The organism is Limimaricola sp. AA108-03, assembly GCF_050847355.1.
In the GTDB taxonomy this organism is placed as follows: domain Bacteria; phylum Pseudomonadota; class Alphaproteobacteria; order Rhodobacterales; family Rhodobacteraceae; genus Limimaricola.
Map to the genome: position 1 here is coordinate 2,745,153 of NZ_CP193755.1, position 15,458 is coordinate 2,760,610.

Sequence of the window (15,458 nt, forward strand, 5' to 3'; positions counted from 1 at the left end):
GCGCCTCGTGCCCGAACGGCGCGCGGCGCGGCTCTCAGAGCGTGAAGAAGCCCGGACCGGCGATGCGGCGCAGGGTTTCGCCCAACTCGTGGCCCAGCGCCGCGCCGTCGGCGATCGCCGCCTCGCCCGATTCCAGCAGCACTTCGGAACCGTCGGGGCGCAGGATCTCGCCCCGGAACCGCAACCGGCCCTCCACGATCTCCGCAAGACCGGCGATCGGCGTCTGGCAGGAGCCGTCGAGCGCGGCGAGGAAGGCGCGTTCACAGGCGAGCCGCCGCGCCGTCTCCTCGTGATGGATCGGTTCGAGGAGCGCCGCGACGCGGGTGTCGGCGCCGCGACGCTCGATGCCGATCGCGCCCTGCGCGATGGCCGGCAGCATCTCGTCCTCGGAGATGGCCCGCGCCGGCACCTCGCCCGACATGCCGAGCCGGTTCAGCCCCGCCATGGCGAGAAAGGTCGCCTCGGCCACCTTGTCCTCCAGCTTCTGCAGCCGGGTCTGCACGTTGCCGCGGAACTCCACGACCCGCAGATCGGGCCGCCGCGCGAGGATCTGCGACTTGCGGCGCAGGCTCGAGGTGCCGACCACCGTGCCCTCGGGCAGGTCGGGAATCGCGGCATGGGCAAGGCTGACGAAGGCGTCGCGCGGGTCCTCGCGCTCCAGATAGCCGTCGAGCACCAGCCCCGCCGGCTGCTCGACCGGCATGTCCTTCATCGAATGCACGGCGATGTCGATGCCGCCCGCGGAGAGGCTTTCCTCGATCTCCTTGGTGAACAGCCCCTTGCCGCCGATCTGGCTCAGCGGCCGGTCGATCACCCGGTCGCCCGTGGTGCGGATGATTACCACCTCGAAGGCCTCGAAGGGCAGGTCCCAGGCATGGGCCAGCAATTCGCGCGTCTCGTTGGCCTGCGCCAGCGCCAGCGGCGAGCCGCGGGTGCCGACGCGCAGCGGTTGGGCGGGGGTGGGAAGATCGCGGGTCATGCCCATGTCTCTACGCGCGCCCGCACCGCGCGGCAACCGCGACCGCCTGCCGCGCCCGGCGCCGTGCCGCTTGACTTTGGGCCGTGTCAGCGGGACGAGGTGGCATGAGCATTGCCCACACCCCCCCGTCGAAGCTGCTGCTGCGCGCCCTTGCGGGCGAGACCCTGCCCGTGCCGCCGATCTGGATGATGCGGCAGGCCGGGCGCTATCTGCCCGAATACCGCGCCACCCGCGCAAAGGCAGGCGACTTCTTGTCCTTGTGCTACAACCCCGAGCTTGCCGCCGAGGTGACGCTGCAGCCGATCCGCCGCTATGGCTTCGACGCGGCGATCCTTTTCGCCGACATCCTGCTGGTGCCGCAGGCGCTGGGCCTCGATCTGTGGTTCGTCACCGGCGAGGGGCCACGGCTGTCGCCGATCACCGAAACGGGCGGCGTCGCGGCGCTGAAACCGGCAGACGCGATCCACGACCACCTCGCCCCGGTCTACGAGACGGTGAAGATCCTTGCGCGCGAGCTGCCCTCCGAGACGGCGCTGATCGGTTTTGCCGGGGCGCCCTGGACCGTGGCCACCTACATGATCGCCGGGCGCGGCACGCCGGATCAGGGCCCGGCGCATGCGCTCAAGGATGAGAACCGGGCCGAGTTCGAGGCGCTGATCGACCGGATCACCGAGGCGACGATCGAGTATCTCTCGGCGCAGGTCGCAGCCGGGGCCGAGGTGGTGAAGATCTTCGACAGCTGGGCCGGATCGCTCAAGGGCGACGATCTCGACCGCTACTCGATCGCGCCGATGGCGCGGATCACCGCCGCGCTCAAGGCGCGCCACCCCAGCCTGCCGGTGATCGCCTTCCCGCGCGGTGCCGGCGAACGTTTCACCGACGCCGCCCGCGCCATCGGCGCCGATTGCATCGCGCTCGATGACGGGGTGAGCCCGGAATGGGCGGCCGAGCACGTGCAGCCGATCGCCTGCGTGCAGGGCAACCTCGCCAGCCGTCACATGGTCAGCGGCGGGCAGGAGCTGATCGACGAGACGCGGCGCATCCGCGACGCGTTCTCGAAGGGGCCGCACGTGTTCAACCTCGGCCATGGCATCACCCCCGATGCCGATCCCGAGAACGTGGCGCTGATGATCGAGACGCTGCGCGAAACGCGCTAGCGCGCGCTCATCCCATGCCGGTCGGGCGCTGGGTCGAGCCCCAGCGCCGCCGGTCATGCAACCAGCTCTGCAAGGCCCAGCTGGCCCAGGCCACGACATAGACCGCGCCCATCGCCAGGACCACGAGCCCCGGCATCGGCCCGATCGCGGCACGGTCCACGAACATCTCGAAATTCTCGACCGGGGTCGGGTGCACGATCAGCTTGCCGATATAGGCGGCGGTCTGGATCAGCAGGATCCACAGGTAGTTGCGCCGGATTCGCCGCCCGACCGAGACCCGGAACGAGACGTGGTAGCGCGGCACCCAGTAATCCTCGGCCAGCTCCTTCTGCCAGCCCTCGCCCAGCCGCAAATTTCCGTCCTGCAGCATCGGCGCGTAGAAATGCGTCTCGAGCCAGCGGCAGCGCGCGCGCCAGACGTTGAAGTAGCGATAGCGCCGCGCCTCGAGCATCAGGAAGAACAGGATCAGGATGCCGACCAGCACCAGCGGCAGCGGCGACGCCTCTCGCGAGGCGAAGGCGATCGACAGCGCGATGCCTAGCGTGACCACCGCCCAGTTGGTGGTGGTATCGAGCCGGGTGCGCCAGATCGTCGAGCGATAGACCTCGCCGCGCCACAGATGCGCCAGCGCGCCCATCTCGGCGGAGCTGAATTCGCGCCGCCCCTCCGTCACCGGCTTCTCGACAGGCGTCATCGGCTCCTCCCGCTGCTTGCCGGATCATAAGACACCGGCGGCGGGCGCGGGTCAAAGCCCTTGGAAGATCAGAGGAAGTTCAGGTCCATTTCGCGAGCGGCGGCAGGCTCATCAGCACTGCGTCCGGGTCGTGGCCGGTGGCCAGGCCGAACTTGGTGCCGCGGTCGTAGACGAGATTGTATTCCGCGTAGAGACCGCGATGCAGAAGCTGCGCCTCCTTCTCGGCCGCGCCCCATGGCATGCCGCGCCGCTTTTCGGCCAGAGGCAGCCAGGCCGGCAGGAAGGCGCGGCCGATATCCCGGGTCAGCGCGAAATCGGCGCGCCAGTCGCCGGTGCAGCGGTCATCCATGAAGACGCCGCCGACGCCGCGCGCGCGCTTGCGATGCGGGATGTAGAAATACTCGTCGGCCCAAGATTTGAGCGCGGGATAGAGGTCGCTCCCGTGCGGATCGAGATGACGCTTCAGCGTGTCGTGGAAATGCGCGGTGTCCTCGGCGTATTCGATGCAGGGGTTGAGATCGGCGCCACCCCCGAACCACCAGGCCCCCGGGGTCCAGAACATGCGCGTGTTCATGTGGACGGCGGGCGCATGCGGGTTCTGCATGTGCGCGACGAGGCTGATGCCCGAGGCCCAGAACCGCGCGTCCTTCTCGATGCCCGGCACGCCGCGCGCCGCCATCGAGGCCTGCGCCGCCTGCCCCAGCGTGCCATGCACGGTCGAGATGTTGACGCCGACCTTCTCGAACACCCGGCCGCCGCGCATCACGCTCATCAGCCCGCCGCCCGCATCCTCGCCGTCATCGCCGCTGCGCTTGGTGGGCGTCACCTCGAACCGGCCCGGCGCGCGCTCGGAGAGCGGGCCAACGGTCTGTGCCTGCTCGAGCGCCTCGAAGGCGGCGACGATCTCGTCGCGAAGCTCGCGAAACCAGCCGGCGGCCTCGGTTTTTTCGCTCATCATGCTGTCCGAGGTCATGCGCGCCCCCTGCTATTGAATATCGGCCCGGTCTAGCATCCTCTCCAGCGGCCCGCCATGCGACCCGCTGGCCTTGACCGATTCGACCGGAGTTCACCGATGCGTCCCGCCCTGCTGCTCGTCCTGCCCCTCGCCCTCGCCGCCTGCGCCACCCCACGCGAAAGCTGCCTCTCATCGGTCAGCCGCGAGGGCCGGGTGATCGACGCGCTGATCGCCGAGACCCGCGGCAACGTCGCGCGCGGCTATGGCATCGAGGAGCGCGAGGAACTGCGCACCCGCCGCCAGCTCTGCGACTTCCGCCGTGCGGACGGCACGATCGGCCGCCGGTTCTGCGACCGCGTCGTGACCGACGAGGTACGGGTGCCGGTGACGCTCGATATCGAAGCCGAGAAGGTGAAGCTCGACCAGCTTCTGGCGCGGCGCGAGGCGCTGACCCGGGCCGAGGCGTCGGCGCGAGCGCAATGCGTGGCGCGCTACCCGGAGTGACCGCCGGGGCGGCGCCTAATGCGCCGCCACGTGGCTCGGATCGATCAGGCTGCGGCCGCCATCGACGGTGATCACCTGCCCCGTGACGAAGGCCGAGGCGTCGGAGGCGAGATACTGCACCGCATCCGACACCTCGCTGGCGCTGGCGATGCGTCCGAGCGGCGTGCATTGCAGGATCGCCTCGCGGATCTCCTCGTGGTCCGAGAGCGAATGCTTGAGCGAGGCGCTCATCACCGAGCCGAAGGCCACCGCATTGACGCGGATCCGCTTCGAGGCCAGCGCCACCGCCATCGAGCGGGTCATCTGGTCGAGCGCGGCGCAACTCACCGAGTAGCCCAGCAACTGCGGGTGCGTCAGCCGCGCCGCGATCGAGCTGAGATTGATGATCGAACCCAGCGGCGCGTCGCTCTCGGGATCGGCCTGCTTGATCATCCGCTTGGCCGCCGCCTGGCTCAGCCGGAGCGCCGACATCAGGTTCTGATCGAGCAGCCGCTCGACCGAATCATCCTCGGCATCGAACGGATCAGTGACCCGCACCTGCCGCGCCGCGTTGACGACGATGTCGATCCGGTCGAAGGCGTCGATGGTGAAGGACAGCAGGTTGGTGATGGTCAGCCGCTCGCGCAGGTCGCCCGCGAAATGCCGCACCGGCCCGTCGGCCTCGCGCAGCACCGAGGTCTCGCGTTCGAGCGCGGCCTCGTCGCGATCGACGAAGACCACGTTGGCCCCCGCTTCGACCATGGCGCGGGCGATGGCGAGGCCGACGCCATGCGCGGCCCCGGTCACGATCGCGGTCTTGCCGGCGATGGAAAAGCTCATGACGGTCTCCGGTGAAAGGAAGGTGTCAGCGGGGTTTCTTGTCGGTGGGCTTGGTCGGGCGGATCGCGTGGAACAGCTTGAAGGCGCCGTCGCCGCCGATCTCCTCGACGCTGCGGAAGCTCTCGCGCAGGCTCGCCTCGTAGGGCAGATGCCGGTTCGCGACCATCCACAGCTGCCCCGACGGGGCCAGCATCCGCGCCGCCGCCACGATGAAGGCACGGCCCAGTGCCGGATCGGCGGCGCGCCCGGTGTGGAAGGGCGGGTTCGTCACGATGCCGTCATAGAGATGATCGGGCCTGAAGCGGGTCGCATCGGCCCAGTGGAAGGCCGCGCGCGGATCGGTGACGTTGCGCCGGGCGCAGTCGAGCGCCAGCTGCTCGGCCTCGATCAGGTCGAGGCTCTTCACCCCGTCGCGCTCGAGGACATGGCGCGAGAGATAGCCCCAGCCCGCGCCGAGATCCGCCATGCGGGCGGGAAGCTTCTGCGGCAGCGCCTGCGCCAGAAGCTGCGAGCCGCGATCGGGCCCATCGGCCGAGAAGGCGCCCCATTGGGTGACGAAGCCGCTCTCGACCTCCGCCGGCGCGGGCGCCGCCCAATCCGTGACGTCGACATTGCTCGAATCGAACCAGAACAGCCGGCCATGGGCGCGGGTGATGCAGGGCAGGTCGCCGACGCGGGTGCGCATCTCGCGCCACAGGCTGTCGACGCCATCGGTCTTCTGGCCATCGACGATCACCATCGGCGCCAGCCGCGCCGCCTGCGCGATCATCGCGCGGGCCAACGGCTTGGCCCGCGGCACGAAGACCACGGCGACGGCGGCGGGGGCGGGCTCGGCCACGGTCCAGCCCTGCGCCTCCCAGGCGTCGATGTCCGGGCGGAAGCCATGCGCGATGCGGGTGCGGTCCTTGGGCAGCGCCGAGAGATCGGTGCCGGCGGCGGGGCGCAGCGCGACGATCTCGCCCTCGGGCAGAACGAGGGCGCCGCTCTCGATCGCGGTGGTCAGGCGGGGATCGGCCATGGGCACTCCGGGGACAGGGGGAAGGACTGGGGCATCGGGGCCCCTATTCCCTTTCCATCGTGCATTGCAACGGGTGCTGGTGACGCTGCGCGAAATCCATCACCTGCGCCACCTTGGTTTCCGCGATCTCGTAGGAGAACACGCCGACCACGGCGAGCCCCTTCTTGTGCACGGTGAGCATGATCTCGAAGGCCTGCGCGTGGCTCAGCCCGAAGAACCGCTCGAGCACATGCACGACGAATTCCATCGGCGTGTAGTCGTCGTTGAGAATCAGCACCTTGTAGAGCGGCGGCCGCTTGGTCTTGGGGCGTGTCTCGACCTTCACGCCGGTGAGGCCATCATCCTCTCCGTCGTCGCGTCCCGCCATCACGATCCTCGCGTCCTGCATCCTCATCCGCTCTCCGGCCATCTCGGCATGGGTCCCGCGTCTCGTTGCCATTCTCGCTCTGGCTCCGTTATATAAGCGCCCCGGCCGTGGTGAAAAGCCCGGCCTCGCCTCGGAGTGTACCGCAAATGCCGGATCGCTGGACCATCGCCTTCGACGCCGATGACACGCTTTGGCACAACGAGCGCTTCTTCCGCTCCACCCAGTCGCGTTTCGTCGAGTTGCTGCGCGATCACGCCGGCGAGGATCACCTGCGCGAGCGGCTGCTCGCGGCGGAGAGGCGCAATCTCGGGCGCTACGGCTTCGGGGTGAAGGGATTCGTGCTGTCGATGATCGAGACCGCGATCGAGGTCAGCGCGGCGCGCGTGCCCGCCAGCGCCATCGGCGAGATCATGGAGATGGGGCGCGAGATGCTGGCGCATCCGATCGAATTGCTGCCCAGCGTCGAGCCGGCGGTGCAGGCGCTTGCCGGCGAGGCGCGGCTGATGCTGGTCACCAAGGGCGACCTGCTCGACCAGGAGCGCAAGCTGGCGCAGTCGGGCCTGGGCGAGATGTTCGAGGCGGTGGAGATCGTCTCGGACAAGACCGCGCCGGTCTATGCCGCGATCTTCGCGCGGCACGGCGTCATCCCGGACCGGGCGGTGATGGTGGGAAATTCGCTCAAATCCGACGTGATCCCGGTGCTCGAGGCCGGGGGCTGGGGCGTGCATGTGCCGTTCGAGACCACCTGGGAGCTGGAGCAGGCCGAGGCGCCGCTGGCGCATCCGCGATTCCGCCAACTCGACAGCCTCGCGGGATTGCCCGCCATGGTTGCACAGATCGGTCTCTGAGAAGGTCACCGTCGCGCTTGCCTGCGACTTTCGCGCCACGCTTCGTTGCCACCCCCGCCCGTTATGCGCCTGTCTTCAAAGGCCGTCTTCCGCATAGGGCGAGTCGGGCCCCGCTTAGGGTGTTGCCTCAACTTAGCAAGCAAACCAATTGGAAATTAGTCTCTTTTTGTGACGCAACGTTTGTGTTACCTTTTGAGACAATGATGAGGTGCCCACTCCATAAACCGGCACCCACGAGGCAAAACAAAGGGCAATCCACGTGAGCAGTCGTCTGTTGCGGACGGCCCGGACCGGGCTGTTTCTAGTCACCACACTCATGGCGGGTATCACCATCGCCACCGGCGCAGTCGCTGCGCCCTACGCGGCGATGGTCGTGGACGCCAAGACCGGGGCCGTCATCCACGAGGAAAACGCGGATACACGTCTGCATCCCGCCTCCTTGACCAAGATGATGACCCTCTACATCGCATTCCAGGCGATCCAGCGGGGCGAGATCGGCCTCGATTCCGAGATCACCGTCCCGGCCCAGGCCGCGGCGCAGCCGCCCTCGAAGCTCGGCCTGCGCACCGGCCAGAAGATCAAGTTCCGCTACCTGTTGCGCGCCGCCGCGGTGAAGTCGGCCAACGACGCCGCCACCGCGATCGGCTTCGCCATCTCCGGCAGCGAAGAGGCCTTTGCCAAGCGCATGAACGCCACCGCCCAGGCGATGGGCATGCGCAACACGACCTTCGTGAACCAGCACGGGCTGACCGCCAATGGCCACCTGTCGACGGCGCGCGACATGACCGTGCTCGGCCGGCACATGATCTACGACTTTCCGCAATATTATAACCTGTTCTCGCGCCGCACCGCCGATGCCGGCATGAAGCAGGTCAACAACACCAACCGCCGCTTCCTCGACGCCTACAAGGGCGCGGACGGCATCAAGACCGGCTTCACCAACGCCGCGGGCTACAATCTCGTGGCCTCGGCGCAGCGCGGCGACCGCCGGATCATCGCCACCGTCTTCGGCGGCACCTCGACCGCGAACCGCAACGCGCAGGTGATGAAGCTGCTCGACAAGGGCTTTGCGAGCCAGCCCGGTGCCCCCTCCACCCCGGCACCCAGCCTCGTCGCCGCCGCCCCGGCGCTCGGCGCCACCAGCGGCGCGCACACGATCCGGGTCAGCGGCGTGGTCAAGCGCAGCCTGCGCCCGCAGCAGCGTCCCGGCAGCGCCGCCGCCCCGGTGCAGGTCGCGACCGCAACCGGCATCGAGGATGCGCTCGCCGCCGCGCTTCTGGTCTCCTCGGCGCCCGCCGCGGCCGCTCAGCCCGAGGCCGAACCGGCGCGCGTCGCCGTCGCGGCGGCCCCTGCCCCCAGCCCGGCTCCGGCGGCCCCGGTCACCGATCTGAGCGACATGGCTCCCGAGACTGCCGAACTCTTTGCCGAGGCCGGCATTGCACCCGAGACCAGCCCCGAGCCGCGCCCGACCGAGATGATCATGACCGCCGCCGCGATCGCGCCGGTCGACGCGTCGCGGATGCAGGCGGTGCCCGAGGTGGTGACCCGCGTCTCGACCTCCGGCGGCCGCCTCTGGGGCATCAATGTCGGCCGCTACAACAGCCGCGGCACCGCCGAGCGGGTGCTGATCCAGACCGCGCTGAACGAACCCGGCGCACTTGATGGCGCGCTGCGCCGGGTGACCCAGCGGTCGGGCGGCTTCGACGCCAACTTCATGGGCCTCACCAACGAGGCCGCCGATCTGGCCTGCCGCCGCCTGCAGGCACGCGGCGCGATGTGTTTCATGATCGGGCCGTCCTGAGTCCCTCCCCTCAGGCGTCCCTGATCGGCGCCGCGTTCCTCACGGGACGCGGCGCCGTCTTGCATTCAAGGGCTGGGCAACGTGGGCAGTAGGGCGGGATCGGGTGCTCCTCGCGCCTACTCGCTGCCGCTCTCGTTCCGGTACCGAGCCCCAGGCGTCTCGTCTGTTGCTATCGAGGCGTGCTAATTCTCGGGATCGGCTTCATGCGTCGCGTTCGTTCAGGAGGCGAGCACCACTTTTCAGTCGCCCCACCTCCCCATGGGCCGTACCAATGAAGCTACGCCGCCGGTATGTGCCCGGCTTTACCGGTAGCCCAAGCCGAAGCGCCGGAGGGCGCTGAGCTGCCAAGGTTGCCACAGCTGGCCTTGGGCACTCGGTTTCCGGTGATTGCGCCTCCCGGCCGGGCCGGAGCCGCTCAGAACGCCGCCGCCATCAGTTCGCGCGTGTAGTCGCTGCCCGGCGCATCGAAGATCTCCTCGGCCGCCCCCGCCTCGACCACGTCGCCGTTGCGCATCACCATCACCTTGTGGCTGAGCGCCCGCACGACCTTCAGGTCGTGGCTGATGAAGATGTAGGCCAGCCCGTATTTGCGCTGCAATTCGCGCAGCAGCTCGACGATCTGCACCTGTACCGTCATGTCGAGCGCGCTGGTCGGTTCGTCGAGCACGATCAGCCGCGGTCGCAGGATCAGTGCGCGGGCGATGGCGATGCGCTGGCGCTGGCCGCCGGAGAACTCGTGCGGGTAGCGGTCCATCGAAGCGGGGTCGAGCCCGACCTCGGTCATGATCTCCCCCACCATCTCGCGCCGGTCGCGGCCCTTCTCGACCCCGTGCACGCCCAGGCCCTCGGAAATGATCTGCGAGACGGTCATGCGCGGCGAAAGCGAGCCGAACGGATCCTGGAACACGATCTGGATCTCCGAGCGCAGCGGTCGCATCCGCCGCTGCGACAGGCCCTGGATCTCCTGCCCGTCGAACAGGATGCGCCCCTCCGAATCGATCAGCCGCACTATGGCGAGCGCCAGCGTCGTCTTGCCCGAGCCGCTCTCGCCCACCACGCCGACGGTCTCGCCCGCGCGCACCGAGAGCGTGGCGTCGTTGACCGCCTTCACGTGGCCCACCGTCCGCTTCAGCAGGCCGCGCTGGATCGGGAACCAGATCTTCAGCTTCTCGGTCCGGGCCACCACCGGCGCATCGGCGGGCACCGGATCCGGCAGGCCGGAGGATTCGGCCTCGAGCAGCATCCGCGTGTAGGGATGCTTCGGGCTGGCGAAGATTTCGGCCGTCGGCCCCTGCTCGACGATCTCGCCGTCCTTCATCACGCAGACCCTGTCGGCGATGCGGCGCACGATGCCGAGATCGTGGGTGATGAACAGCATCGACATGGCGCCATCGCGCTTCAGCTCGGCCAGAAGCTCGAGGATCTGCGCCTGGATCGTCACGTCGAGCGCGGTGGTGGGCTCGTCGGCGATCAGCAGGTCGGGGTTGTTGGCGAGCGCCATGGCGATCATCACCCGCTGCCGCTGCCCGCCCGAAAGCTGGTGCGGATAGGCGCCCAGACGGGTTTCGGGGTCGCGGATGCCGACCCGGTTCAGCAGCTCGATGATGCGGTCGCGCACCGCACCGCCGCGCAGCCCCTGATGCAACTCGATCGATTCCGAGAGCTGCCGCTCCAGCGTGTGCAGCGGGTTGAGCGAGGTCATCGGCTCCTGGAAGATGAAGGAGATGTCGTTGCCGCGCACCCGGCGCAGTTCGGCCTCCGGTGCGCCGACCATCTCGCGGCCCTCGTAGTTCACGGAGCCCGAGACCTGCGCCGTCTCGCCCAAGAGCTGGACGGTCGAAAGCGCGGTGACCGACTTGCCCGATCCGCTCTCGCCGACCAGCGCCACGGTCTCGCCGCGCCGCACATGGAAGGAGACGCCGCGCACCGCGGGGATCAGCGCCCCGTCCTGCCGGAAGTTCACGCGCAGGTCCCGGACGTCGAGGATCGTGTCACTCATGCGAAGGTTTTCCTCGGGTCGAAGGCATCGCGCACGCCCTCGAAGATGAACACCAAGAGCGACAGCATGATCGCGAAGGTGAAGAAGGCGGTGAAGCCGAGCCACGGCGCCTGCAGGTTCTGCTTGGCCTGAAGCGTCAGCTCACCGAGCGAGGGCGCCGAGGACGGCAGGCCGAAGCCGAGGAAATCGAGCGCGGCCAGCGTGCCGATGGCGCCGGTGACGAGGAAGGGCAGCATCGTGACCGTGGCCACCATGGCGTTGGGCAGCATGTGGCGGAACATGATCTTGCTGTCCGAGACGCCCAGCGCCCGGGCGGCGCGGATGTATTCGAAATTGCGGGCGCGCAGGAACTCGGCCCGGACCACACCGACCAGCGCGGGCCAGCCAAACAGCACGGTGAGGAATACCAGGAGCCAGAAACTTCGTCCCAGTATCGCGAAGACGATGATGATCACGTAGAGCGAGGGCGTACCGGTCCAGATCTCGATGATCCGCTGGAAGATCAGGTCGGTCCAGCCGCCGAAATAGCCCTGCACCGCGCCGGCGACGATGCCGATCAGCGACGAGGCCAGCGTCACGATGATCGCGAAGACCACCGAAAGCCGGAAGCCGTAGATCACCCGGGCCACCACGTCGCGCTTGGTGTCGTCGGTACCGAGCCAGTTGGTCTCGCTGGGCGGCGCGGGGGCGACGCCCGGCACGTCGACGATGGTGTCGTAGGAATAGGGAATCGGCGGCCAGACCATCCAGCCCTCCGCATAATCGGCCGGGTCGCTCTCCTCGAGCGGCAGCGCCTCGCCCGCCTCCGCCGCGGCCATGATCGCCGTCGGCTCGTAGAAGCAGTCGGTCAGCCCGCCGGTGACGATGAGGCATTGCACCTCGGGGTCCGAATAGGCCGCCTCGGTCGGGAAATCGCCACCGAAATCCTGCTCGGAATAAAAGCTCAGGATCGGGCTCCTGAGTTCGCCGCGATAGCTTACGAGGAGCGGCTTGTCGTTGGCCAGAAGCTCGGCGAAGAGGCTCAGCCCGAACAGCACCGAGAAGATGATCAGCGACCACAGCGCCCGGCGATTGCGCTTGAAATTGCGCCAGCGGCGCGCGTTGAGCGGCGACAGCGCCATTCAGCCTCTCCGTTCGAAGTCGATGCGCGGATCGATCAGCACATATGTGAGGTCGGTGATGATGCCGACGATCAGCCCCAAAAGCGAAAACGCAAACAGCGTGCCGAACACCACCGGGTAGTCGCGCGCCACAGCCGCCTCGAAGCCCAGGCGTCCGAGCCCGTCGAGCGAAAACAGCGTCTCGATGATCAGCGAGCCGCCGAAGAACACGCCGATGAACAGCGCCGGGAAGCCCGAGATCACGATCAGCATGGCGTTGCGGAACACGTGGCCGTAGAGAACCTTGCGCTCGCTGAGGCCCTTGGCCCGCGCCGTCATCACGTACTGCTTCTTGATCTCGTCGAGGAAGGAATTCTTGGTCAGCAGCGTCAGCGTCGCGAAGGCCGAGATGGTCGAGGCGAGCACCGGCAGCGCGATGTGCCAGAAATAGTCGAGCACCTTGCCGATCAGCGACAGGCTCTCCCAGTTGTCCGAGGTCAGCCCCCTGAGCGGGAAGATCCGCCAGTAGGAGCCGCCGGCGAAGAGCACGATCAGCAGGATCGCGAACAGAAAACCCGGGATCGCGTAGCCGACGATGATCGCGCCGGAGGTCCAGGTGTCGAAGGAGGAGCCGTCGCGCACCGCCTTGCGGATACCCAGCGGGATCGAGATCACATAGGCCAGCAGCGTCGACCACAGGCCCAGAGTGATCGAGACCGGCATCTTCTCCAGCACTAGGTCGATCACCGAGATCGAGCGGAAATAGCTCTCCCCGAAATCGAAGCGCATGTAGTTCCACATCATGGTGAGGAAGCGCTCGAGCGGCGGCTTGTCGAATCCGAACTCGCGTTCCAGCTCGGCGATGAATTCGGGCGGCAGGCCGCGGGCGCCGATATAGTCGCTGTCGCCACCGCCCTGGCTCACCTCGGCGCCGCCGCCGGCGATGCTCTCGAACACGTCGCCGCCGCCCTCCATCTGGGCGATGATCTGCTCGATCGGCCCGCCGGGCACGAACTGCACCAGGGTGAAGTTGATGATCATGATTCCGAGCAGGGTCGGGATCACGAGCAGCAATCGTCTGAGGATATAGGCGCCCATGCGGTCGGAGGATCTCCCTTAACGCAGCGCGCCCGCGGCGCGCAGTTCTTCTGCGGCCTCGGCGTCGTACCACCAGAAGTCCAGCTCGCCCAGCGCGAAGGGCGGCATCGGCTCGGGATGCCGGTACTGGTCGAAATAGGCGATGGTGTGCACGTCCTTGTACCATTGCGGCACCCAGAACATCTCGGCGCGCAGCACCCGGTCGAGCGCATGGGTCGCGGTGGTCAGCTCCTCGAGCGATTGCGCCGCGATCACCTCGGCCACCAGCCGGTCCACCGCCGGACTGCGCAGCCGCATCAGGTTGCGCGAGCTGTCCTCGGCGGTCTTCGAGGCGTACCACTGCTCCAGCCCGACGCCGGGCTCGAAGCCCATCGAGAAGGTGTGGTTGACGAGATCGAAATCACCCGAGCGGGTGCGCTCGACATATTGCGAGGTGTCGACCCGCTCCAGCACGCCGCGCACGCCGAGCCGCGCGAGATTCTCGATGATCGGGTTCACCACGCGGTCGAATTGCGGGCTGTATTGCAGGAACACCAACTCCAGCACTTCGCCGTCCTTCTGGCGCAGGCCGTTATCGCCGATGGTCCAGCCCGCCTCCTCGAGGAGCTGCCCCGCGCGGCGATAGGTGCGGCGGTCGGGGGTGTTGGCGGCGGCGTCGAGCACCGGGGCGCGGCGCGCCTCCTCGGTGAGGATGGTCTCGGGCAGGAGCCCCTCCTCGACCAGCGGCTCCAGAAGCGCGCGCTCGGCCTCCGACGGCGTGCCCGTGGCTTCGAGTTCGGAGTTCTCCCAGAACGATTCGACCCGCTCATAGAGGCCGTAGAACAGGGATTCGTTCGACCATTCGAAATTGAACATCATCCCGATCGCCTCGCGCACCCGCGGGTCCTGCCATTTCGGGTCGTCGAGGTTGAAGATGAAGGCCTGCGCGCCGGCGATGGTGCCGTCGGGGATCTCCTCCGTCACGACCCAGCCCTTCTGGATCGCCGGAAAGTCATAGCCCGTGGCCCAGTCCTTGGACGAGTTCTCGACCCGGAAGGTGTATTCGCCCGACTTGAATCCCTCGAAGGCCGCCGCGCTGTCGGCGAAATACTCGATCCGGATCGTGTCGAAGTTGTTGCGGCCGATATTGAGCGGGTGATCGGCGCCCCAGAAGTTCTCGTTCCGGCCGTAGATGATGCGCCGGTTGATGTCGAAGTCCTTGAGCTCGTAGGGGCCGGTACCGAGGAACGGCTCGCGCTGGCTTTCGTCGATCCGTGCGCCGGTCTCTTCGAACCAGGCCTTGGAGAAGGCGAGCGTGGAGCCGGCGAATCCGATGACGTCGCGGCGCGGCGCCTCGTCGGTGAAGGTGAACTTGATGCGGTAGGGATCGAGCACCTCGACGCTCTCGAGGAAGTTCTGCACCACCGCGCGATACTCGGCGATGCCCTGTTCGAGGAACAGCTGGTTGGTGAACTTCAGATCCTCGGCGGTCATCGGCGTGCCGTCGGCAAAGGTCACGTCGTCGCGCAGGTTGAAGATCACCCAGTCGCGGCTCGCGGGGTATTCCAGCGTCGTGCAGAGATAGCAGTAGAGCCCGTAGGCATCATCGGCCACCGAGGTCATGATCCGCTCATGCGGCAGGGTGTTCAGCGCCGCGGCCACGCCCTGCCGCGAATACTGGTTGAAGCTGTCGAAGCTGCCCTGCGCCCACTGGCTGATCTCGCCGCCCTTCGGCGCGTCGGGGTTGACGTAGTCGAGATGCGCGATGTCGGGGCCGTATTTCAGCTCTCCGAAATTGGTGTAGCCATGGCTCTCGATGACGGTCTCGTCGCCGGCCGCCGCGACCGTGTCGGGCGACGTGGCCTGCGCCCCCTGCTGCGCCCCCTCCTGTGCCAAGGCCGGCGCGGCCGCGAGCATGGCGGCGAGCACGAGCGCCGAGCCGGCAATCCACGAGGGCGTCTCGCTCAGCGGGCGAAGAGCGGCGCGGCTGGCGCGGGCGGGATGACGGGTCGCTTGCATCTTGCACTCCTCGCGAGGGGATGGCCTGCGGGCGAGGCTAGCGGCGCAAGCGCCTGACGTTCAAGGCGAGAATGCGTGAGCGGCACGTGTCCGCCACGTCGCGCGGCGAATTCGGCCATGC

Annotated in this window: 14 protein-coding genes; 4 read left to right on the forward strand and 10 right to left on the reverse strand. The window is 67.9% G+C overall.

Going from position 1 to position 15,458, the window contains the following annotated elements; genetic code table 11:
- Positions 1-34: 34 nt before the first annotated feature.
- Entirely contained in the window at positions 35-979 is a 945-nt protein-coding gene (gene hemC / locus ACRAQ3_RS13405) for a hydroxymethylbilane synthase (RefSeq protein ID WP_432254960.1), read from the reverse strand.
- A gap of 104 nt (positions 980-1,083) precedes the next feature.
- Between hemC and hemE the strand changes: the two genes are divergently transcribed.
- Positions 1,084-2,136, forward strand: a complete 1,053-nt coding sequence (gene hemE, locus ACRAQ3_RS13410) for a uroporphyrinogen decarboxylase (protein ID WP_432254961.1) — start codon at positions 1,084-1,086, stop codon at positions 2,134-2,136.
- Between the two features lie 7 nt (positions 2,137-2,143).
- On the opposite strand, the gene ACRAQ3_RS13415 is transcribed toward hemE, so the two are convergent.
- The gene (locus ACRAQ3_RS13415) at positions 2,144-2,830 is read right to left on the reverse strand and encodes a DUF2270 domain-containing protein (protein ID WP_269395717.1); all 687 of its coding nucleotides are present in this window, start codon (positions 2,828-2,830) and stop codon (positions 2,144-2,146) included.
- 79 nt (positions 2,831-2,909) lie between these two features.
- Positions 2,910-3,803, reverse strand: coding sequence for an oxygen-dependent coproporphyrinogen oxidase (gene hemF, locus ACRAQ3_RS13420; protein WP_432254962.1), 894 nt, complete (start codon positions 3,801-3,803; stop codon positions 2,910-2,912).
- A gap of 99 nt (positions 3,804-3,902) precedes the next feature.
- Between hemF and ACRAQ3_RS13425 the strand changes: the two genes are divergently transcribed.
- Positions 3,903-4,289: a hypothetical protein gene (locus ACRAQ3_RS13425; RefSeq protein ID WP_269395715.1), complete on the forward strand. Its 387-nt coding sequence runs from the start codon at positions 3,903-3,905 to the stop codon at positions 4,287-4,289.
- 15 nt (positions 4,290-4,304) lie between these two features.
- Here the strand turns inward: ACRAQ3_RS13425 and ACRAQ3_RS13430 are convergent, their stop codons facing one another.
- Genes ACRAQ3_RS13430 through clpS form a run of 3 tightly spaced genes read right to left on the reverse strand, consistent with a single transcriptional unit; the run spans position 4,305 to position 6,514 of the window.
- Positions 4,305-5,108, reverse strand: coding sequence for an SDR family NAD(P)-dependent oxidoreductase (locus ACRAQ3_RS13430; RefSeq protein WP_085896166.1), 804 nt, complete (start codon positions 5,106-5,108; stop codon positions 4,305-4,307).
- A 25-nt stretch (positions 5,109-5,133) separates the two neighbouring features.
- Entirely contained in the window at positions 5,134-6,126 is a 993-nt protein-coding gene (locus ACRAQ3_RS13435; RefSeq protein ID WP_432254963.1) for a class I SAM-dependent methyltransferase, read from the reverse strand.
- Positions 6,127-6,169: 43 nt separating this feature from the next.
- Positions 6,170-6,514: an ATP-dependent Clp protease adapter ClpS gene (clpS, locus tag ACRAQ3_RS13440; RefSeq protein ID WP_085896168.1), complete on the reverse strand. Its 345-nt coding sequence runs from the start codon at positions 6,512-6,514 to the stop codon at positions 6,170-6,172.
- 125 nt (positions 6,515-6,639) lie between these two features.
- Between clpS and ACRAQ3_RS13445 the strand changes: the two genes are divergently transcribed.
- A complete protein-coding gene (locus ACRAQ3_RS13445) occupies positions 6,640-7,341 on the forward strand; it encodes an HAD family hydrolase (protein ID WP_432254964.1) in 702 nt (233 codons plus the stop codon).
- Between the two features lie 316 nt (positions 7,342-7,657).
- Positions 7,658-9,142 (forward strand): D-alanyl-D-alanine carboxypeptidase family protein, encoded by a 1,485-nt coding sequence (locus ACRAQ3_RS13450; RefSeq protein ID WP_432254965.1) that lies wholly within the window; start codon positions 7,658-7,660, stop codon positions 9,140-9,142.
- A 415-nt stretch (positions 9,143-9,557) separates the two neighbouring features.
- Here the strand turns inward: ACRAQ3_RS13450 and ACRAQ3_RS13455 are convergent, their stop codons facing one another.
- Genes ACRAQ3_RS13455 through ACRAQ3_RS13470 form a run of 4 tightly spaced genes read right to left on the reverse strand, consistent with a single transcriptional unit; the run spans position 9,558 to position 15,337 of the window.
- On the reverse strand, positions 9,558-11,141 hold the full coding sequence (locus tag ACRAQ3_RS13455; RefSeq protein ID WP_432254966.1) for an ABC transporter ATP-binding protein: 1,584 nt from the start codon (positions 11,139-11,141) through the stop codon (positions 9,558-9,560).
- Positions 11,138-12,262: an ABC transporter permease gene (locus ACRAQ3_RS13460; RefSeq protein WP_432254967.1), complete on the reverse strand. Its 1,125-nt coding sequence runs from the start codon at positions 12,260-12,262 to the stop codon at positions 11,138-11,140. Before ACRAQ3_RS13460 ends, ACRAQ3_RS13455 begins: the two co-directional genes overlap by 4 nt.
- Positions 12,263-13,339, reverse strand: a complete 1,077-nt coding sequence (locus ACRAQ3_RS13465) for a microcin C ABC transporter permease YejB (protein ID WP_269395710.1) — start codon at positions 13,337-13,339, stop codon at positions 12,263-12,265.
- A gap of 18 nt (positions 13,340-13,357) precedes the next feature.
- Complete coding sequence (locus ACRAQ3_RS13470; protein ID WP_432254968.1) at positions 13,358-15,337, reverse strand: extracellular solute-binding protein; 1,980 nt, start codon at positions 15,335-15,337, stop codon at positions 13,358-13,360.
- Between the last annotated feature and the right edge of the window lie 121 nt (positions 15,338-15,458).